General features: G+C 66.3%; 16 protein-coding genes and 1 tRNA gene. 10 read left to right on the top strand and 7 right to left on the bottom strand.

Features of this window, described 5'->3' with window-relative positions; translation table 11 throughout:
• Nucleotides 1-27: 27 nt before the first annotated feature.
• Nucleotides 28-3,336, bottom strand: coding sequence for a DEAD/DEAH box helicase (locus tag QX073_RS04435; protein ID WP_316225374.1), 3,309 nt, complete (start codon nucleotides 3,334-3,336; stop codon nucleotides 28-30).
• 114 nt (nucleotides 3,337-3,450) lie between these two features.
• Nucleotides 3,451-4,041, bottom strand: a complete 591-nt coding sequence (locus QX073_RS04430) for a histidine phosphatase family protein (RefSeq protein WP_316225373.1) — start codon at nucleotides 4,039-4,041, stop codon at nucleotides 3,451-3,453.
• 107 nt (nucleotides 4,042-4,148) lie between these two features.
• Here QX073_RS04430 and QX073_RS04425 point away from each other — a divergent pair, with 107 nt between their 5' ends.
• Both QX073_RS04425 and QX073_RS04420 read left to right on the top strand, forming a co-directional pair.
• Nucleotides 4,149-5,777, top strand: a complete 1,629-nt coding sequence (locus QX073_RS04425) for a tyrosinase family protein (protein WP_316194107.1) — start codon at nucleotides 4,149-4,151, stop codon at nucleotides 5,775-5,777.
• Nucleotides 5,774-6,178: a hypothetical protein gene (locus QX073_RS04420; protein ID WP_316194106.1), complete on the top strand. Its 405-nt coding sequence runs from the start codon at nucleotides 5,774-5,776 to the stop codon at nucleotides 6,176-6,178. The genes QX073_RS04425 and QX073_RS04420 overlap by 4 nt, the downstream gene beginning before the upstream one ends.
• A 30-nt stretch (nucleotides 6,179-6,208) precedes the next feature.
• Here the strand turns inward: QX073_RS04420 and QX073_RS04415 are convergent, their stop codons facing one another.
• Together QX073_RS04415 and QX073_RS04410 are read right to left on the bottom strand one after the other, a co-directional pair.
• Complete coding sequence (locus tag QX073_RS04415; protein ID WP_315712506.1) at nucleotides 6,209-7,189, bottom strand: oxygenase MpaB family protein; 981 nt, start codon at nucleotides 7,187-7,189, stop codon at nucleotides 6,209-6,211.
• Complete coding sequence (locus QX073_RS04410) at nucleotides 7,186-7,890, bottom strand: glutathione S-transferase family protein (RefSeq protein ID WP_315749889.1); 705 nt, start codon at nucleotides 7,888-7,890, stop codon at nucleotides 7,186-7,188. Before QX073_RS04410 ends, QX073_RS04415 begins: the two co-directional genes overlap by 4 nt.
• A gap of 124 nt (nucleotides 7,891-8,014) precedes the next feature.
• On the opposite strand from QX073_RS04410, the gene QX073_RS04405 reads away from it, so the two are divergent.
• Nucleotides 8,015-8,389 carry a hypothetical protein gene (locus QX073_RS04405; RefSeq protein WP_316170380.1) on the top strand — a complete coding sequence of 125 codons (375 nt, stop codon included), beginning with the start codon at nucleotides 8,015-8,017 and terminating at the stop codon, nucleotides 8,387-8,389.
• A 2-nt stretch (nucleotides 8,390-8,391) separates the two neighbouring features.
• On the opposite strand, the gene QX073_RS04400 is transcribed toward QX073_RS04405, so the two are convergent.
• Both QX073_RS04400 and QX073_RS04395 read right to left on the bottom strand, forming a co-directional pair.
• Entirely contained in the window at nucleotides 8,392-8,619 is a 228-nt protein-coding gene (locus QX073_RS04400; protein ID WP_316164666.1) for a hypothetical protein, read from the bottom strand.
• A 79-nt stretch (nucleotides 8,620-8,698) separates the two neighbouring features.
• On the bottom strand, nucleotides 8,699-9,778 hold the full coding sequence (locus QX073_RS04395; protein WP_316194105.1) for an Acg family FMN-binding oxidoreductase: 1,080 nt from the start codon (nucleotides 9,776-9,778) through the stop codon (nucleotides 8,699-8,701).
• Nucleotides 9,779-10,920: 1,142 nt separating this feature from the next.
• Between QX073_RS04395 and QX073_RS04390 the strand changes: the two genes are divergently transcribed.
• Both QX073_RS04390 and QX073_RS04385 read left to right on the top strand, forming a co-directional pair.
• Nucleotides 10,921-10,995: transfer RNA gene (locus QX073_RS04390), tRNA-OTHER, on the top strand.
• A 176-nt stretch (nucleotides 10,996-11,171) separates the two neighbouring features.
• Entirely contained in the window at nucleotides 11,172-12,512 is a 1,341-nt protein-coding gene (locus QX073_RS04385) for a TROVE domain-containing protein (RefSeq protein ID WP_316225372.1), read from the top strand.
• 83 nt (nucleotides 12,513-12,595) lie between these two features.
• Here the strand turns inward: QX073_RS04385 and QX073_RS04380 are convergent, their stop codons facing one another.
• Nucleotides 12,596-13,576 (bottom strand): glycerophosphodiester phosphodiesterase family protein, encoded by a 981-nt coding sequence (locus QX073_RS04380; protein WP_316225371.1) that lies wholly within the window; start codon nucleotides 13,574-13,576, stop codon nucleotides 12,596-12,598.
• Between the two features lie 195 nt (nucleotides 13,577-13,771).
• Here QX073_RS04380 and QX073_RS04375 point away from each other — a divergent pair, with 195 nt between their 5' ends.
• From QX073_RS04375 to QX073_RS04355, 5 genes are all read left to right on the top strand, one after another.
• A complete protein-coding gene (locus QX073_RS04375; RefSeq protein ID WP_316225370.1) occupies nucleotides 13,772-15,151 on the top strand; it encodes a 3' terminal RNA ribose 2'-O-methyltransferase Hen1 in 1,380 nt (459 codons plus the stop codon).
• 8 nt (nucleotides 15,152-15,159) lie between these two features.
• Nucleotides 15,160-17,721, top strand: a complete 2,562-nt coding sequence (locus tag QX073_RS04370) for a polynucleotide kinase-phosphatase (RefSeq protein WP_316194101.1) — start codon at nucleotides 15,160-15,162, stop codon at nucleotides 17,719-17,721.
• Nucleotides 17,722-17,755: 34 nt separating this feature from the next.
• Entirely contained in the window at nucleotides 17,756-18,169 is a 414-nt protein-coding gene (locus tag QX073_RS04365; protein ID WP_316194100.1) for a hypothetical protein, read from the top strand.
• Between the two features lie 55 nt (nucleotides 18,170-18,224).
• Nucleotides 18,225-18,500, top strand: a complete 276-nt coding sequence (locus QX073_RS04360) for a hypothetical protein (RefSeq protein ID WP_315749876.1) — start codon at nucleotides 18,225-18,227, stop codon at nucleotides 18,498-18,500.
• 78 nt (nucleotides 18,501-18,578) lie between these two features.
• The gene (locus QX073_RS04355) at nucleotides 18,579-18,812 is read left to right on the top strand and encodes a cysteine rich repeat-containing protein (protein WP_316225369.1); all 234 of its coding nucleotides are present in this window, start codon (nucleotides 18,579-18,581) and stop codon (nucleotides 18,810-18,812) included.
• Nucleotides 18,813-19,600 lie beyond the last annotated feature (788 nt).

Here is a 19,600-nt window from a genome sequence, read left to right as displayed (position 1 = left end):
CCACGCGCAACGCATCTCCACACGCCGTCAGGACAGCAGCGCGGCGATATCCTCCTCCGTCAGCGCCTTGCCGACATTGCCCTCGCGATCGAACAGTGAATCGGCCAGCGCCTGCTTGCGCAGCTTGAGTTCACCGATCTTCTCCTCGATCGTCCCGGCCGTCACCAGGCGATAGACGAAGACCTTCTTGTCCTGGCCGATGCGATGCGCGCGGTCGATCGCCTGCGCCTCGACGGCGGGATTCCACCAGGGATCGTAGATGATGACGGTATCGGCCGCCGTCAGGTTCAGGCCGACTCCGCCGGCCTTCAGGCTGATCAGGAACACCGGGCTGTCCCCCCTCTGAAACGCCTCGATCGCCCGCTTGCGATCGCGGGTGTCGCCCGTGAGCAGCTCGTAGTCGATATCAGCTGTCTCGAAACGCTCCTCGATCAGGGAGAGCATCGAGGTGAACTGCGAGAAGATGATGATCTTGCGCCCCTCGCTGAGCAGTTCCTCGACCATCTCCATCAGCCGGTCCAACTTGGCCGAGGGGCGCTCGACCTTGTCGTCGAGCTTCACCAGCCGCGGATCGCAGCAGACCTGGCGCAGCCGCAGCAACGCCTCGAGCACGATGATGTGGCTGCGGGCAAGGCCGCGCTCATCCAGCGCCTTGCGCACCTTCTTCGCCATCGCCGCGCGGATCGAATCATAGAGGTCGCGCTGCTTGCCGTCGATCGCGATGGTCTCCACGATGTCGACCTTGGCCGGCAGCTCGGACGCGACCTCCTCCTTGGTCCGCCGCAGCAGGAACGGCTTGACGCGGCGGGTCAGCGCCGCCGCTCGCATCGTATTGCCTTCCTTCTCGATGGGCGTGCGCCAGTTGCGCGTGAACGCAGTCTTGTCGCCGAGATAGCCCGGGTTGACGAAGCTCATGATCGACCAGAGTTCGCCGAGATGGTTCTCCATCGGCGTGCCGGTCAGGCAGAAGCGGTGGCTGGCCTTGATCGCATTGAGCCAGCGCGTCGTCGCGGCATTGGGATTCTTGATGGTCTGCGCCTCATCGAGAATGGCCATGTGCCAGTCCCGTCCCAGGATGAGCTCATGGTCGCGCGCGATCAGCGGATAGGTGGTGAGCACGACGTCGTGCTCCGAAATCTGCGCGATCAGCTCCTTGCGAGCGGCGCCATGGAACACCAGCACCTTCAGATCGGGAACGAATTTGGCGGCCTCGTTGCACCAGTTGGTCATCAGGCTGGTCGGCGCCACGATCAGCACCGGCGCCGTCAGCGCGCCGCGCGCCTTTTCCAGCGCCAGCAGTGCCAGCACCTGTACGGTCTTGCCAAGGCCCATGTCGTCCGCCAGCACGCCGCCGAGGTTGGCCTGCCGCAGAAGATCGAGCCAGGCGACGCCCTGCCGCTGGTAGGGGCGCAACGTGGCGGTGAAGCCGGCCGGCAGCTTCAATTCATCCGGCCGATGCTGCCGCACCAGATCCGCGAGCCGGCGTAGATCATCGGGCCCCTTGAATGCGCCCGGATCGTGCGCCAGTAGCGGCACGAGTTGCGCACGAGACAGCTTGAGCCTGCCCGACGCATCCAAGCCGCCGCCGCTCAGCCGCATCGTCTGCAGCGCCAGCAGAACCGGCAGGAAGCGGCCGGCCGCGAGCGCCAGGTGTCGGCCGTCGGGCAGCGGCACATACATGTGCTTCTCGGTGGAGTCGGCGTCGGCCAGCGCGTCAACGATCCCGGGCTGCGCGAGCAGCCGCGCCAGCAGCTCGGCGAGATCATGCGGCTTGCCGTCGATGTCGATCTTGAAGCCGAACTCGAACCAGTCGATCCCGCTCCCTTCGATCTCCATGTCGATGAGGCCGGAGGACTCGGCCATCCGGAACGGGAAGGCATCATCGATCCGTATCTCGAATCCCTCCGCCCGCAATGCCTCGAGCTCGAGATGCATGAACTGCAGCCAGCGACCTTCGTCGGCGAAGGTCAGATCGTCACCGTGGCCACCGAAGCTGTAGGTCTGGACTTTCTTGAGCGGAACGAGGCCGAGATCGCTCAGCCGCTTGGACGTCTTTCGCTCGTCCGCCTTGGCCCGCGTGACGAGGTGCACCCGTCCGTCGTGGAACACCTCCATCCCGTTGTCGCTGCTCTTGGTCTCGATTTCGATCGGACCGTAACGAAAGGCCAGGCGGATCACGCCGAGTGGAAGCCCGCTGGTGTGGACGCCGCGGAAGCCATAGCCGGGATAAGGTCCGCGTCGCAGGCGCAGAACAGGCACCGGCTTGGCCTCGATCTTGACGACCTCGCTCGGCGGCGACGGCAGCAGGGCGCGATCGAGCGCGGGCAGCCGCTGGCTGAGATGCCGGGACACTTCGCCGATCAGCGCCTTCGGCAACGTCGGCGCGCTCAGCAGGTGATGCGCGGTTCGCGGATCTATACCGGGATCGGCCTCGCCGACGACGCCGCTGTTCTCGTCGGCATAGATGGGCGGCTCGGCATGCAGGGCCGTCAGACCATCGACCACGAGCCTTGCGCCGATGCCTCGCAGGCCGACCGGCTGCCATTCGATGCGGCCGCCGCGGATGTCGCCCCAGCGCAGCAGCGGCCCGGTATGATCGCGCCAATACGCCCGGCCGGTCTCGACGATGCGCTTCAGCAGCGCGGCAGAGCCGATCCGGAACGCCCATTGTCCGTCGAGATAGACTTGATGTCCAAGCCACGCCGCGATCGCGATGTCGATGTCGCGATAGAACGCCGGCGCATGCGCGGCACTTGTCCGCAGTTGATCGACCTTCGCGAACGCGGAGGCAAAGCTATCGTCCTTGCCCAGCCGGACCGACCACAGACGGACGACCAGAAAAGGTGCACCTCCCGGCTCGGAATGGGGCTGCACGCCATAGATCAACCTCTGCCTCACCGCGGGAGGATAGCTATCGCCACGGCTGACCGCGCCGATCTTATTGAGCCACGCGCTGATCTCTGGCGGCAGCACCACCGTGCCCGCCTGCCCTGCTGTCTTTCCCGCCGCCCTTGGCGGAGTCCCCTGATCCAGGTCGTTCTCCGACGGCTCGATGGCTTCGAGCAGAACCGCCGCAACGTGCTTGCAATTGTGCTGCATCGGGCACGTGCATGTGCCGGATACGTCCAAGCGCCCGTGCTGGTCCCGCTCCAGCCTGATCTCGACCTCATAGGGCCAGGATTGCGATCCCTGCACCGAGGCCGCCAGCTCCCGGCCGTCATCGCTGATGTCGAGATCGAGAACCGCTCCGCGAAGCTGAATATGCTCGGCCTTCTGAAAGGCGGCGTGGCTAAAGAAGGACCGGATGGCCTGGGGTCTTTTGAAAGGAAGCGGCATGCATTGTAATCCGGCGAACGCGATCGCGCGTTCGACAGACCCATTTACCACGATCCGGGCGGCAGCATCGCGCCGCACCCTCTTCCATGGGGATAATATCTCCGGCTTGGTGGTTCACCCGTCCATCGGATCGCTCTTCAGCGGCTTGTCGGAATCCCCCGGCATCAGGCAGGGATAGAGCTCGCTGAACGTGAATTCCGCCCCGCCGTCGGCGCGATCGAAACGCAGCACCACATCGAAGCGTTTGCCGGACCAGTGGGTCGGTAACTGGTCTTCATTGCTCACCGGCAGCCGTGGCAGGATGTCGGAGATGATCGCCTTGTGCTCCCACGCCACCAGCGCGGTGCCGGACAGCGATAGCAGGGCTTCGACCAGCGCCGCCTCCTGCCCCTTCGCAAAGGACGTGTTCGGCTTGTCGAGGCCGACGCGCGCAGCCAAATCGAGCACCGTCTCATAGGGCCGGCGGCTCGGGTCGGAGCCGTTCTCGGTGCTGTCGGGATCGGCGGCATAGACCGCCTGCGGTGTCGGATAATCCGTGCCGCCCAGTCCGCTGCCGAACAGCGCCGTCCAGGCCCCTGCCCGCTCCCAGCCGAAGATCACCAGCGACTTCGAGTCCGGCTTGCCCTCGTGGGTCAGGCCCGGGCCTGTCGCGTCGCCATCGGGCTTCTCGGCATGGCGGATGATCAGCAGCGTCAGCGCGTTCATCGGCAAACCTCTCAGGTGGCATCATACATCCATCACACGCAATTGCTACTTGAGATTGCAATCGCGAGAACGCATCATGGCGTTTTTCCAACCAGGATTCATTTCAGATGAGCATGGGATTGCGACAGACCCGCCGGACATTCCTGGCGACGGCCGCGGTGGCGGCAGCCAGCACGGTCATCTCGCCGAGGCCGAGCCGCGCCGCCGCGAAATATCGCCGCCACAGCGTCACCAGCGCGGAAGGCCAGAAGATGCTGGCGAGCTACGCCAAAGGCGTCGCCGCCATGCTGCAGCTCCCCGCAAACCATCCGCAGAACTGGTTCCGCAACGCGTTCATCCACCTGATGGACTGCCCGCACGGCAATTGGTGGTTCTACGTCTGGCATCGCGGCTATCTCGGCTATTTCGAGCAATCGATCCGCGCGCTCAGCGGCGACGACGATTTCGCGCTGCCCTATTGGGACTGGACCGAGCTGCCGGAAATTCCCGCCGGCATGTTCGACGGCGCCCTGACGCCGACCGACAAGGCGTATCAGCCGTTCACCGCGAATCTCGCGGTCTTCACCGCGTTGATCAAGCCGGCGCTGACCGATTACTGGAACGGCCTGTCGAAGGATCAGCGCGGCCAGCTCGAGATTCGCGGCTACAAGTCGATCGACGATCTCTGGAACGACGTCACCGGCTTCTCGCCCTCCGCCAACGCCGGCATCTCGGGCAACGAGGCGTTCGCGACCACTTGCGCCTCACGCTATCTGTCGCGCGACAATCCGAAGCTCGATGCCAAGACCGCCTACGACGTCTCGCCCTTCGTGATCATGGCGGGCCTGCTGCCGACCGACTTCTACAACGTCGACAACTATCTGAGCTTCACCAGCTCGAAGACCGCCTCACACAACAACCAGCCGAACGGCGCGACCAAGTTCTCGACCTTGGAAGGCCTGCCGCACAACAAGGTCCACAACTACATCGGCGGCGTCGGTCCGCTCGATCCCGGCCCCTACGGCAACATGACCAACTTCCTGTCGCCGGTCGATCCGATCTTCTTCCTGCACCATTCGAACATGGACCGGCTCTGGGATGTCTGGACGCGCAAGCAGCAGCGGCTCAAGCTGCCCTATCTGCCGCAGGGCGCCGACCTGAAGACGTTCTCCGACGAGCCGTTCCTGTTCTACGCCGACGGCAAGGGCGGCTATGTCGGCCCCAGCAAGGCCGGCGACTACATCTCGACCGACCGCTTCGACTACGACTATGCGCCGGGCTTCGGCGAGGACATCGTCAATCCGCCCGCGGTCGCCGCGGCGCCGCAGGCCAAGCCGCAGCAGGGCTCGGTCAAGGCCAACGTGGGCACGGTGAGGATCCCTGGCGATGCGCTCGAAGCGCATCTGGCGGCAGCGCGGCCGCAGCCGCTGATGGCGCAGATCACGCTGCCTCGCCCGAGCGGCTATTCGACCGTGCGCGAATTCGACGTCCTGGTCAACGCGCCCGCCAACGTCAGCAACGTCACGGCTGACAGCCCCTATTATGCAGGCACCATCGCCTTTTTCGGATCGATGATGCCGGGCATGGCCATGACCACCGATGCGAGTTTCGCGGTGCCGCTGCCGACGAAGCAGGAGGCCTTCTCCGCCCTGCGGGCCGCGCCCAACCAGCCGCTGAGCATCCGCGTCGTGCCCTCGGGCGGCGTCGGCACCGCGCCGACGCTGAAAGCGCTCTCGGTCGGACCGCTGCGCCGATGAACGGCAGGCGCGCCGTGCTGCGGACCTGCGCCGTGCTGCTCTGTGCCGTGCTGCGGCCGACCTCGTCCTTGGCCGCGGAGCCGTTCAGAGCCGTCGATCTGGTCGTGCCGCGGCCACTGGATGCGAGCGAGGCTCCCGTCGTCGAGATCAGCCTGGGCGCACTGGGGCGAGGCCAGGAGGTGACGGTGACGACGGCGTCCGGGATGCCGCTCGGGACCATCTCGCCATTCGGCCTTCGCACTGGCGCGGAGGCCGGCACCTACGCGCTTCCGGTGCCGAAGGAGGCGATCAAGAGTGGACGCCTGTCGATCCGTCTCAGCATCAGCCAACCCGGCGGCAGCCGCGCGCCGACGCCGCAGGAGGTTCGCGGCATCACGCTCAGGCTTGCTCCGCGGCCATGATCCGTCGTCTGCGCCGCAAGCGCGCCGGACTCAGACCGTCCCGCTCCGTGCACGTTCTGCGCGCTGCTCGAACGGGCTCGCCATGCTGGGCTGTCCGATCCAGACGCGGTTGAGCAGCCGCGTGAACGGCGGACACGTCGTCCCCTCGATACGCGCCATCGCCTCCTGATAGGGGCCGACGGTACGCAATCTCTCCGGCAGCATCGCATAGGCGCGCGGCAGAAACCGCCTGGCGCGCGCCGCGCTGCGGCGTTCGCGCTCGCCATAGGGCAGCGCGAACGCAAGCCGCAGCCGCTCCGGCAGCATCTCGGCCGTCAACGCCGTGAACCAGCGCGGCGGTCCGATAAGGGTCGCCTCGCCGGAGAAGATACGCTGCGCGATCTCGCGCGCCGCCGGGCCGACCGTGAGCGTCTCCGACGCCATCATCTCGGCCGTATAGGCCTTGAACGACGCCCAGTCCGGCGGCATGGCCTCGTGTGGAATTCCGAACAGGCCCGCGAACCGCGTCGCCTCGCGCCAATATTGCTCGCGCTCGGCATCGTCGAGCGGGCGGCACAGCAGGCCGTAGGACATCATCGCAGTCTCGACCAGCGTGGCATGGACCCAGCGCAGCGCGTCGACGTCATTGGCGCGATAGCGCGAGCCGGCCGTAAACGGTCCAACCGTCTCCGGCATCACGCCGTCGACCGCGGCGTGCCGCCGATACAGCCGCCGCGCCACAGCGACCGCCTGCGCGCGCGTGCCGAACACCATGGTGTAGACGATGCTGAAGGTGCGGTGGAAACGGCCGAGCGGATCGGCGAACACCTTGGACTGCTCGGCAATGCCCGCCGCCACCCAGGGATGGGCGAGCTGCAACAGCAGCGCGCGGCCGGCGCCGAGAAACAGCGCGGCCTCGCGATGCACGCGCCACATCACGCTGTCGGACGGCAGCACGGCATCGCCCGGCGTGGCCGGCGCGGACAGCACCTCGGCCAAGCACCGTTCGAAATCGGCATCGCTGACGATCACGGCCGCTGCGGGATCTCCAGCCCGCGCTGTACCGCCGGTCGCGCCAGCCCGCGTTCGAGCCAGGCCGGCACGTGCTTCAGCTCATCAAAGGCGACGATGTCGCGCGCGCCGTAGAACCCGATCAGGTTGCGCACCCAGCCAAGCGTCGCGATGTCGGCAATCGTGTAGTCGGCGTCCATGATCCACTGCCGGCCATCGAGCCGCGCCTCGAGCACGCCGAGCAGCCGCCTGCTCTCCGCGACATAGCGCTGCAACGGCCGCTTGTCCTCGTACTCGCGGCCGGCGAATTTGTGGAAGAAGCCGAGCTGCCCGAACATGGGACCGATGCCGCCCATCTGGAAATGCACCCACTGGATCGTCTGCCAGCGCCGCGCCGGATCGTTCGGCAGGAATTTTCCGGTCTTCTCGGCAAGGTACTGCAGGATCGCGCCGGATTCGAACAGGCCGAGCGGCTGGCCGCCGGGACCGTCGGGATCGATGATCGCGGGAATCTTGCCGTTCGGATTGAGCGAGAGGAATTCAGGGGTCTTCTGGTCGTCCTTGCCGAAATCGATCGTGTGCGGCTCGTAGGCCAGGCCGGTCTCCTCCAGCATGATCGAGACCTTCACGCCGTTCGGGGTCGGCAGTGAATAGAGCTGGATGCGGTCGGGATGCTGCGCCGGCCAGCGCGTGGTGATCGGAAAGCTGGAGAGATCGGACATCGTGGCTCTGGCTCGCTTTGTCGCTGAGGCCTCAATCTAAGCCCGTGAGCCGCCGCTGCAAGGTTCGATGCGGAACCGCATGCGGCCGACGGTCTTATGTTGCTGCATCGTGCAGAAAGCCAGCATGCCGAGCCCGACCTACCAGTTGATCATGCAGGCGATGATCACGCGCCAGCCGGTGCTGTGCCTGTATGGCGGCTTCGCCCGCGCGATCTGCCCGATCATCCTCGGCCACACCGCCGGCCGCGAGCGCGTGCTCGCGTTCCAGTTCGCGGGCGGCGCGAGCAGCGGCCTGCCGCCGGGCGGCCAATGGAAGTGCTTCGATGTCGCTGACATCAGCGAGGTCGAGCTGCGCCAGGGGCGCTGGCATTCCGGGGGCAGCCATCGCCAGCCGCAACACTGCGTCGCCGACGTCGAGCTCGACGTCAATCCGGACAGCCCCTACGACCCGAAACGATCGATTACGCCGCAGCGCGGTGAGATTCGGCGGAAGCGCTGACGCTACTGCGGCTCGCGCAGGCGCACGCGCAGCAGCGCCGGCAGTTTCGAGGTGGCATCGTGCTGCGCGAGCTTCGCCGCGACCCGGCGCATCAGCGACGACGCGCCCTGCTTGGCAAACAGCTTCATGCCGCGATAGCTGAAATCCACCACCACCTCGTGATGGCGCATGCCCTTGCCGCCCTTGACCAGGCCAAGGTCGCGCACCAGGCAATAATGCCCGTCGCTCATACGTGCCAATCGGGTGTTCTCGAACATGCAGCGAAGCAATGCACCGAGTCGCAAATCCGTCAAGATTGACAGGAACGACTCATGAACCGAGCACGTCTGCGACCGGCCGCCGCGGCGCGAACGGCAGCGTAGGACCATAGCCGAAACGCAACATGAGATCCGGCCGCCGTGTCGTTCCGATCACGCGCGCCAGTTCGGGACGCAGCGCAGCCACCTCTACCGGCTGGTTGATGAAGGCAAGCTTGAGGCCTAGGCGCGTCGCTTCGAGCGCAAAGCGCTGGCACGCCTGCCCGACCCTGATCCAGTGCGAGGGATCGGCGTTCTCGGCTGCGAACACGGCAAGACCGGCAGATGAGCCGATCTGGCGCGCATATTTGTCGTTCTCTGCCGCCGCATCGAAGAGGTGGTCGAACGCGATGCCGCCGAGCGCGGTCGGCAACGACGGATTGCCGCTCGCGGGTGCAAACAGGCCGTCACCCGTTGCCATCGCGCTGCGCGGATTGAAGCGCAGCCAGGACTTCAGCTCGCGCATGAACGCGACGTCGCGCATCTGGGCGTCGTTGCCGGCGACGACGAGGTCGCGGATGGCCGCAATCACGGTACGATCCGTAATGAGTATGAGATCGACGCCTCGCGTGGCTGCTGCCACCTGCAACGCCGCAAGATCGCCTGACGGCACGGCGCGTCCGTCGTAGTCGGCACGTGTCGACTGTCTGCGGACGATCGCAGGCAATAGCGGATCGTCATGCGGCTCGGCGTTCATAAAGCTGTAGCGCACCGTCTGCCCGTCGATGGCAACCTCGCCTCTTCGGCCGCTTGCAGCCGCCGCGATCGCGAGATTGGCGGCCGCGCAGCCCAGGCTGACGAACAGATGATGGTCGTCCGGATCGACCACCGGCGTGCGGCGTGACGGATCGGGCATGATCTCGATCGCATCCTGCGTCACGCGAAAGCGCCATGGCTGCGTGTTGTGACTGTTGGCTGCGAGTGTCGCGTAACGGATGACATCGGTGATCTCGGGCGACAGCGGTGCGCGCAACCGGGCGATATAGTCGTCATACGCGCGCATCGTGCCGGTCGCGGCGCGCCAGGTGCCGGCGCCGAGCGCGGCCACCGCAAGCGCGCTGCCGCCTCCTATCAGGACCTGCCGTCGGTTCATAACTCTGCGCCCGCAATTCTCGCCGCGACCTCGATATCCTCACGATAAGCATGTTCCGCATCGGCGCGTTGTTGCAGATCAAGGCCGCGGCAGCCGGCAAGAACATCGACTCCATGCTGTTGACAGCACCAACAAAGCGGCGTATGTCCCGCGGCCTCGCGAGCGACTGCGCCCGCGACAAACATGAGCGAGACGATGTCCTTCGGCTACGAACACTTCATCCGCACGTCCAACGGCGTCATGCCGGTGGATGGCGCACGCCATGCTCGGGGGAGCGATCTTGCTTGAGGCAAGATCAACAGTCCGCATCACACGGACCCTCCCGAGCCAGCCGCTCCGGAGGGTTTTTTGTTGCCCTCGGGCGAACCGGCTGCACGGCGAAACCAACGGAAGTCCCGGCTGTCAGCCGGAACGGGAGACCCGGATCCCGGGGCTCGCGCAGGTGATGCGCGTGCCCGAGCGCGCGGGGCCTGTCGGAGGGAACGAGGCGGCAACGCCGGACACCGATGGCAGAGCGAGCTTCGAGGAGCTCGCAACATGCGGCGCCGAAGAGCGCCGCAGACAAGCTATTTGAATTCCCGGCCGCTTGCGGCCGGGAGCTGCTGGTGGTGAAGGTGTCGGCTCCTTCGTGCCATTGGTGATGCGGGTTCGAATCCCGCCTATGGCGTCACGTACCGTGGAGGCGGCCATGCGAGGGCCGTCGAGTCGCGGGTTGCGGTTGTTCTTCTTTCGGATGACCTGCGTTGGCGTCATTGATCGCCGAGACCGCCTGTTCCCCAGCATGCCATCAACGCCACTCGGTGACCGCCGGGCGGCCAAGGCGGTGGTGAAGATGTCTGTTACTTCGTTGAAACCGAGCGCCCCATTGGGGCAGCGACAGCATCGCTTATTCCCCGCCGAACGTATCCACGAGCCGTGGTGAAGACGACTGTTACTTCGCCTTGCACGCCAGAGGTCGCGGGTTCGACTCCCGCCCGGTGTCCTGCCGGTAGCTCAGAGGTCAGAGCGCTGTCCGGTCTCTCAGCGACCGGGTCTCAGTCGTCGCCTGTTCCCGGCTCGTGATCCATCTCAACCGCTGACCCTCATCGAACAGGCGGTCACGTCGTTACGGCGCAGCTACCTGCTGCGCCGCCTTCTTCCACGCGCCGTGGTGAAGAGTGCTGATACTTCGATTGCGGATCGAGAGGTCGTGGGTTCGACTCCCATCCGGCGTTCCATGCGCCGGTAGCTCAGCGGCAGAGCGCTATCCGCTCCATGCCAGTGGAGCGGAACTCAGCATTCGCCCGTTCCCGGCGCGTGGTCCCCTGCCGCGCATGGTCTCCGAGACGAGATCATGCGTGACGGCCGGTGCTCCGGCCATTCCATCCATCATCAACCCAGAGAGGAGGCCATCATGGTCAGGCTCAACAAGTTCCTGCGCGCCTTCACCCATGAGGGTGCGCCGTCCCGGCAGCTCGCGCCCGAGCAGGCGCTGCAGCGCACGCTGATGAGCTGCCTGCTGTGGGAGGACCAGTTCTACGAGGACGGGATCGCGATCGCCGAGCGCATCAAGGCGCTGGTGCCGCTGGTCGAGCCGCGCGAGGTGGCTCAGCTCGCGGTCCGTGCACGCGAGGAGATGAAGCTGCGGCATGCGCCGCTGCTCGTCGCCCGCGAGATGGCGCGGCTGCCCACGCACCGTGCGCTGGTCGCCGAGACGCTGTCGCGCATCATCCAGCGGCCGGACGAGATGACCGAGCTGCTGGCGATCTACTGGGCGGATTCGCTGGGTCCGCAGCAGCAGCGCAAGCGGCAGCCGGTCTCGGCGCAGGTCAAGAAGGGGCTGGCGAAGGCGTTAACCAAGTTCGACGCCTATCAGCTCGCGAAGTATGACCGCGAGGGACCGGTGCGGCTTCGCGACGTGCTGTTCCTGGTGCACGCCCGGCCCAGGGACGCCGCGCAGGAGGCGGTGTGGAAGCAGCTCGCCGATGGCGGGCTGCCGTCACCCGACACCTGGGAGGTCGCGCTCTCGGCCGGTGCGGACAAGCGCGCGAGCTTCGAGCGGCTGCTCTCGGAGAAGCGGCTCGGAGCGCTGGCGTTGCTGCGCAACCTGCGCCTGATGCAACAGGCCGGGGTGTCGCGGTCGATTATCGCGGCCGCGATCGAGACGATGCGGACGGACAGGATCCTGCCGTATCAGTTCATCACGGCGGCCCGGCACGCGCCGGACTTCGAGCCCGAGCTCGAGGCCGCGATGCTCCGGTCGATCAAGGGCTACGCGCGGCTTCCGGGCCGCACGCGGCTGCTGATCGACGTCTCCGGCTCGATGTTCGCATCGCTGTCGGCGAAGTCGGAGATGACGCGCGCGGACGCGGCGTGCGGGCTGGCGATCCTGGCCCGCGAGGTCTGCGACGAGGTGGAGATCTTCACGTTCAGCGACAAGGTCGTGAAGGTGCCGCCGCGGCGTGGCTTTGCGCTGCGCGACGCGATCCTCGGATCGCAGCCGCATTCCGGGACCTATCTCGGGCGTGCGGTGGGCGAGGTCGACCGCAAGGGAGACCGCCTGATCGTCTTCACCGACGAGCAGAGCCACGATGCGGTGCCGGCGCCCAAGGCGCGCTGGACCATGGTCAACGTGGCGTCGTACCAGCACGGGGTCGGCTACGGACCCTGGACGCGGGTCGACGGCTTCTCCGAGGCCGTGATCGCCTGGATCGCGGCGCATGAGGAGACTCTGCGCGGCGCGACCCTGCACTGACGACAACGGACCCGGACGCGTCACGGACGCGCCCGGGTCTTCCGTTAACCAGGCACATTCGGCGCCGACTTGCGCTGCTTGCTTCAAGGCGTCTGCTTCAGCAGCGGCGCCACGGTTTCGATCTCGTCGGTCATGACGCCGCCGGTAAAGTTCTTGGGCAACCTGGCGATGTCGTCCGGTGTGTCCAGCCCGGCTGAGAACGCCTCACCACTATAGGAGCCGACGACGAAGACGCTGCTTTCGGCGCGCGTCATGCGCGCGAGGAATCGGTCCGGCCAGCCCCACAGCCACGGCGCGACATTGATCGGGACCAGCACCATCATGTTGTGGCACGCGGACGGCACCAGGCCGGTCCAGCCATAGCCGAGATAACGGACCAGGCAGCTCTTCAGCATGCCGCGCGACATGACCTTGAGATCCGGCAGAGACGCCCTGAGCGTCGCGATCGGCGCGTCGCCGCCATAGACCGTCAGTCGCGCCCGTCGCGCGCCAGGCAAGCGCGCCAGAGCATCCGCCAGCAGTCGGCCTTCCGCCGGATCATTGCTCTTGACGTTGATCAGGAAAGCCTTGTCCGGAAAGGCTGCGAGCACCTCGTCCAGCGACGGCATCAGGCCGACGCCCTTGCCGCGGAATGGAAAGGTGCGGCCGCCATCGGCGGTGTAGCCATAACCGATATCGAGCTGCCGCAACGCCGTCATCGCATGCTCGCGCGTGACGCCCTTGCCATCGGTGCGACAGTCGAGCGTCCAGTCATGGAACACCGCGAACTGGCCATCGGTGGTTGGGTGCACGTCGAATTCCACGATATCGGCGCCGGCCAGAAAGCTGGCGTGCATCGAGGCGATGGTGTTCTCGAGATACTCATGCGTCGGCGGCAGCATCCGCGCCGCGGTGCAGGTTTCGCTCGTCAGGCCGGTGCGATCGAACTGCTGCGACACACCTCGATGAGCCAGGAGATGCAGCCGCCCAGCCTCCTTTGTCACCTGCAGATTGGCGTTGTTGAAAAACATGAAGCCGGCGCAGATCAGCACCAGCAGCCCGCCGATTTTCAGGACTCTGCTCATGCGATGTCAATTTCATGATGATTCGAGCCGAATTGCGTCCCTGCCCTCGTTCCCCGAAAGAGTTGTCCTGCGGAGATGGCGCACCTTTTGTCCAGCGCTCCCAGAGCCGATGCGAAAGCGAATGCGAGAAGGGCCACCGCCAAACTTTGGCTTCGAAGCACTGGATCGTTGTTTCTTCATCCGGTATCTGACCTCATGTTTCTGTCCATCGCCACCACCCACCAGCCCGCCACCGATCTCGGCTACCTGCTCAACAAGCATCCGGAGCGGCTGCACGAGCTCGAGCTCACCTATGGCAAGGCGCTGATCTTCTATCCCGAGGCCAGCGAGAGCCGCTGCGAGGCGGCGCTGGTGCTCGACGTCGACCCGATCGGCATCGTCCGCGGCAAAGGCCAGAACGACGGGCTGCTCGACCAATATGTCAACGACAGGCCCTATGCCGCGTCGTCGTTCCTGTCGGTCGCGCTGAACAAGGCGTTCCGGACCGCGATGAACGGCGTCAGCAGCGCGCGCCAGGAGCTCGCCGACAGCGCCATTGCACTCGAAGCGGTTGTGACACCCCTGCCCCTGCGCGGCGGCGAAGCCGTGCTGCGGCATTTGTTCGAGCCGCTCGGCTGGCAGGTCGATCTCACCACGATCCCGGGACCGCAAGGCGATCCGTCGAGCCGCTACGTCCGGCTCACCTTGCGCGGCACCGCGCGGCTCAGCGCGCTCCTCAATCATCTCTACGTGCTGATCCCCGTCATGGACGACGCCAAGCACTATTGGGTCGGCGACGAGGAGATCGACAAGCTGCTCAAGCGCGGCGAAGGCTGGCTCGACGCCCACCCCGCCAAGGAGCTGATCGTGCGCCGCTATCTGCGCCATCGCGGCGTGCTCGCGCGCGCGGCGCTGGCCCGGCTCGCGCCGGAGACGCAGGACGAGGCCATCGAGCCCGAGGCGCGCAGCGAGTCAGAAGAGACACTGGAGGCGCCGACCCGCCTCAACGACCTGCGCATGGCCGCCGTGGTCGAGGCGTTGCGGGCGAGCGGCGCCAAAATTGTCGCCGACCTCGGGTGCGGCGAAGGCAGGCTGCTGCAGCTCCTGGTCCGCGAGCGCTGGGTCGACAGGCTGATCGGGCTCGATCCCGCCGTCCGCGAACTGGAGCGCGCGGCCAAGCGGCTGAAGCTGGGCGCGCCCGGCGCGCCGCCCGAGGGTCGCGTCATGCTGTTGCACGGTTCGCTCACCTATCGCGATGCGCGCTGGGCCGAGGCCGATGCGGCGGCACTGGTCGAGGTGATCGAGCACCTCGATCCCGACCGACTGCCGATGCTCGAGCGCGTGGTGTTCGGCGCAGCGCGGCCGCGCGCGGTGATCGTTACCACGCCGAACGCCGAATACAACGCACTGTTTCCGAGCCTGCCCGCCGGGCAGTTCCGCCACCGCGACCATCGCTTCGAATGGTCGCGCGCCGAGTTTGCCGACTGGGCGCAGCGGATCTGCGCAACCTTCAACTATCAGGCCGCCTTCTCCGGCATCGGCCATCACGACGAGAGCCATGGCGCGCCGACGCAAATGGCCGTCTTCACCCGCTGAGCAATTCCATGAACATCGACATCCCCGATTTCGCGCTGATCGTGCTGATCGGCTCGACCGGCTCCGGCAAGTCGACCTTTGCTGCGAAGCATTTCCTGCCGACCGAGGTGATCTCCTCGGATCATTGCCGCGCGCTCGTCGCCGACGACGAGACCGACCAGGGCGTCTCCGCCGACGCGTTCGACATCGTCCGCGAGATCGCCGGCAAGCGGCTGAAGCACCGCCGGCTCGCGGTGATCGACGCCACCAATGTGCGCCCCGCCGACCGCAAGGGCTGGGTCGAGCTGGCGCGAAAATGGCATGCGCTGCCGGTCGCGATCGTGTTCGATCCCGGCATCGACGTCTGCATCGACAGAAACAAGTCGCGGCCTGAGCGCAGCTTCGGCGGCCCGGTCGTGCAGCGCATGGTCTCGGAGGTCCGCCGTGGCTTCGGTGGCCTGCAGCGCGAAGGCTTTCGTCAGGTGTGGAAGCTCGACAGCGTCGCGCGCATCGAGGCCGCCACCATCGCGCGGCAGCCGCTGTGGACCGACAAGCGGCACGACACCGGGCCGTTCGACATCATCGGTGACGTCCATGGCTGCGCTGATGAGTTGCAGGCGCTGCTGGCGAAGCTCGGCTATCAGGTCAGATGGCGCGATGACGACGGCCGGCGCGCCGTCAGCGTCACGCCGCCCGCAGGCCGCAAGCTCGTGTTCGTCGGCGATCTCGTCGACCGCGGCCCGCAATCGCCGGACGTGCTGCGCATCGTCATGGGCATGGTCTCGGCAGGCACTGCCTATGCCGTGCAGGGCAACCATGACCGCAAGTTCGGACGCTGGCTCGCCGGTCGCAAGGTCACGATCGCGCACGGCCTGCAGGCCACGATCGACCAGCTCACCGGCGCGGATCGAAGCTTCCGGGACAGCCTGCCCGGCTTCCTCGACGGCCTGCGCAGCCATGTCTGGCTCGATGGCGGCCGGCTCGCGGTGGCGCATGCCGGGCTGAAGGAGGAGATGATCGGCCGCGGCTCCGGCGCGGTGCGCGAGTTCGCGCTGTATGGCGAAACCACCGGCGAGATCGACGAGTTCGGCCTTCCCGTGCGCGCCGACTGGGCCGCGAACTATCGCGGACCGACCACCGTGGTCTACGGTCACACGCCCGTGCTCAATGCCGAATGGGTCAACAACACGCTGTGCATCGACACCGGTTGCGTGTTCGGCGGCCGGCTGACGGCGCTGCGCTGGCCGGAGCGTGAGCTCGTCGAGGTCGAGGCTGAGCGCGTCTGGTGCGAGCCGGTGCGTCCGCTCGCGCCTCGCGCCGGCAGCGCCTCCGCGCAGGCCGAGGCGGATCAGCTGCTCGATATCGATGACGTGAGCGGCCGCCGATGGATCGACACCAGGCTGCGCGGCCGCATGGTCGTGGCTGAGGAGAACGCGGCCGCTGCGCTGGAGGTGATGAGCCGTTTCGCGCTCGCGCCGCAATGGCTGGTCTATCTGCCACCGACCATGTCGCCATCGGAGACCAGCGCGCGCGACGGCTGGCTGGAGCGCCCCGAGGAAGCGTTCGCGCATTTCCGCGCCCGCGGCGTCGAGCAGGTGGTGTGCGAGGAGAAGCACATGGGCTCGCGCGCCGTCATCGCGCTGTGCAGGAGCGCCGATATCGCCGGGGCCCGCTTCGGCGTCGCGGGCGGCGAGAGCGGCGCGATCTGGACCCGCACCGGCCGCGCGTTCTTCGACGATCCCGCAATGAGCGAGGCGCTGCTGGCACGGCTGCGCGATGCTGTCGACAGCGCCGGCCTCTGGCAGGAGCTGCAATCCGGCTGGCTGCTGCTCGACGCCGAGATCATGCCGTGGTCGGCGAAGGCTGGCAGCCTGATCGAGAGTCAGTACGCGCCGGTCGCGGCGTCATCGGTTGCAGGGCTCGAAGCGGCGGCAGACGCGTTGGCGCGCGCCGCCGCGCGCGGTCTTGATGTCGCGGCACTCGGCGATCACCTCCGCGATCGGGTGACGCGGGCGCGGCGATATGGCGAGGCATGGGCACCCTATGTCTGGCCGGTCCGCGGCATCGACGATCTCAAGGTCGCGCCGTTTCACCTGCTCGCCAGCGAGGGCCAGGTCTGGTTCGATCAGGACCATGTCTGGCACATGACGCTCGCCGATCGGCTGGCCGCCGCGTCAGCATCCGTGGTCACCCGCACGCAGTGGCGCACCGTGGCTCTGGCTGACGAAACGGCCATCGCCAACGCCATCGCATGGTGGGAGCAACTCACGGCCGGCGGCGGCGAAGGCATGGTGGTGAAGCCCAAGAACTTCGTCGCGCGCGGACCGAAGGGTCTGATCCAGCCGGCGCTGAAAGTGCGCGGCCCAGAATATTTGCGCATCATCTACGGCCCGGAATATGATGCGCCGGAGCACATCGCCCGGCTGCGCCAGCGCAAGCTCGACGGCAAGCGCAACCTCGCTTTGCGCGAGTTCGCGCTCGGCCATGAGGCGCTGACCCGCTTCGTCGCCCGCGAGCCGCTGCGCCGCGTGCACGAATGCGTGTTCGCGGTGCTGGCGCTGGAGAGCGAGCCGATCGATCCGCGGCTGTGAGCCGCTCAAGAACCAACAAGGCCGATCTTCTGCGATGTACAAGCCGATCTTGCGTGATTGGATATGGGCCGACGGACGCGGACCAGAGCTGCGACGAGGGCACTTTTTTGGCCATGGATTGAACTTGATCGCCCTCGATTATCTGAACCCGGACTGGGCTGCCGAAGACGATATGCGACACTTGATTCTTCACAAGGCTCAAGTGCACCAAGTCACGCCAGAGGAAGTCCATGACTATTCCCGCGAAATAGTCAGTTGGGGGCCCGCGATCGATCAAGCCGCCGTGGTGGACCTGGGAAAGTCGGACTGGCTGCTGAGCTTCGCCCAGCGGCATCTGGCCCGCTGCCGACATTTTCGCATCATGTTCTATGACGAATATGTCGACGTCATCTGCGAGAGTATCACAGCCGCCCATGGTGCCTACGCTCCGGGTTGCGGCACCCAGTGACGGGCGCTCTCAAGCCAAAACGTGACTTTGAGCAACCGAGTTGCGGAAGGAAGCCATGGGGTCGTTCATCACCAACCTGCACATTCGTGACGTCGCACCTCACGCGGTCATCGAGGCGCTCAAGTCTCTCCGCGTCGTTCCGGCCTATGTGCGTGGCTCGCCCGCCGATGCCTGGACCAGCATTTTCCCCCAAGCCGCGTTTCAAGATGAAGCGGGCCTGCGCGATGACCTCACCCTGGTCCGCACTGTCCATGCCAGACAGCTTCGAGTTCCCCATCCAGCGACGCACCAGACCAGCCCCACGCGGCCATGGACTCCCCCTTCGGCTTGATCCTGCGCAACGAACGGACGCACGACACACGCCACCGTGCCTACACCGCTCCCCAAGGAGGCTTGAATGAGGACGTCCGTGCAACTCGCCATCGTCATCGCCGCCACCGTGGCCATGCCCGCTTTCGCTCAGGGAACCGGGCCGGTGGCAACGCAATGCGCCGCTGACATCCAGAGCTTCTGCTCCGGCAAGCAGCACGGCGCAGGCCAGGTTCGCGCCTGCCTCAAGAGCAACCGCGAGAAAGTCTCGGCGGATTGCCGCCAGGCCCTCGACACTACGGGACCCGGCCGAGGCAAAGGCCCAAGACGCTGAGTATGCGCATCGGCTGGCCTGGCCCCGTTCCGGGTGCAAGCCAGCCGGCAACTTTCACAGCGATCGGGCCAGGCCCGGGCAAGATTGTCTGCGCCGAGACGATGCGATCTTCGGCGCCAAACGCGGAAGGTCGGCACCCGCCTGATCCCATGGTGACAATGAATCAGTCCGCGGCCGTGGCCGCGACCTCAGGGCAGCGCACCGCCGGCGGGAAAAGGCGCGCGGCGAAACACTCGTTTCAACAGCCCCTGCAATGCGATCGCGGTTCGCACGCCTGGTCCACGAAGATTTCGCTTTTGTTTTTCCGAATTCTGTGAAATACTCCGCCCGTCCCGCCTCGCCATGAGGGGCGCTTCGCGATCGTCACGAACGTGGAGGCGGGATGCGATGGGCGCAGCTCTGCCGCAGCATGGCCTTGCCGTGCGGACGAACGGCAGGATGCGCCGGCGAAATCGTGTGGTCCTGGCCTCCCGATGCTGAGGTCAAGCCGGCTGAGATGATGATCGGCCGGCGACGGGGGCAACAAAGCCCGGTCCCCGAGGAGAGCACGTATAAGCCGGAAAACCGTTGCGCAGGGAAGGCCGGGATCGTCCGGCTGAGCCTGTGGTTCCTGCCCCGTGCACTTCTTCACGCACGGGGGCCGCGGGTATCAGCGGATACCCGGCCTTCCCTGCGCCCTCTGTTCAAAGAGGGACACCGTACGATCATCACCCGGGCGCGCAACGCGCCGCGGGATCGCGATGACATGCTATTTGACATTCATATCAGAACGCCACGCGCATGACCCC

It is taken from the genome of Bradyrhizobium sp. SZCCHNS3052, assembly GCF_032484495.1.
GTDB lineage: Bacteria > Pseudomonadota > Alphaproteobacteria > Rhizobiales > Xanthobacteraceae > Bradyrhizobium.
The sequence above is the reverse complement of the archived record's forward strand: the minus strand, read 5'-3'. Positions and strand labels throughout refer to the sequence as shown.